Here is a 922-nt window from a genome sequence, read left to right on the forward strand (position 1 = left end):
CGTGGTCGTATGGGGAGGTTGATGAGGCGTCGAATCGGTTGGCGCATTTGTTGGTTGAGTTGGGTGCGGGTCCGGGTCGGTGTGTGGCGTTGTTGTTGGAGCGGTCGGCTGATGCGGTGATCGCGATTTTGGCGGTGCTCAAGTCTGGGGCGGCTTACCTGCCGATTGATCCGGTTTATCCGGATGCCCGGATTGGGTTCATGGTGGCTGATGCTGCTCCGGTGGTGGCGGTGTCTAGTGCGGGGTTGGCTGGCCGGTTGGCTGGTTGTGGTGTGGTGGTTGTTGATGTTGGCGATCCGGTGGTGGCCCGGTATCCGTCGACGGGTTTGGTGTTGCCTGATCCTGATGATGTGGCTCATATCATCTATACCTCGGGTACTACGGGTGTGCCCAAAGGTGTTGCGGTGACGCATCGTAATGTGACGCGGTTGTTTGAGTCGTTGGATCTGGGGTTGGTGTGGGGTCCGGGTCAGGTGTGGACGCAGTGTCATTCGTATGCGTTTGATTTTTCGGTGTGGGAGATCTGGGGGGCGTTGTTGTTCGGCGCCCGGTTGGTGGTGGTGTCTGAGTCGGTGGCTGCTTCGCCGCAGGATCTGCATGCGTTGGTGGTCGCTGAGAAGGTGACGGTGTTGAGTCGGACTCCGTCGGCGTTGGCGGCGATGCCTGTTGAGGGGTTGGAGTCGGTGGCGGTGATGGCTGCTGGTGAGGCGTGTCCGGTTGAGGTGGTGGATCGGTGGGCGCCGGGTCGGGTGTTGATCAATGGTTACGGGCCGACGGAGACCACGGTGTATGCCACCATCAGTGCGCCGTTGGTGGCGGGTTCGGGTGTGGTGCCGATTGGGTTGGCGGTGCCGGGGGCGGCGTTGTTTGTGTTGGATGGGTGGTTGCGGCCGGTGCCGGTGGGTGTGGTGGGGGAGTTGTA

Annotated in this window: 1 protein-coding gene; it reads left to right on the forward strand. The window is 61.6% G+C overall.

Going from position 1 to position 922, the window contains the following annotated elements:
• A partial coding sequence (locus tag C1A30_RS00075; protein WP_142392524.1) for an AMP-binding protein occupies positions 1–922 on the forward strand: 922 nt, incomplete at both ends.

Origin of the sequence: Mycobacterium sp. 3519A (assembly GCF_900240945.1) — a bacterium.
Taxonomy (GTDB): Bacteria; Actinomycetota; Actinomycetes; order Mycobacteriales; family Mycobacteriaceae; genus Mycobacterium.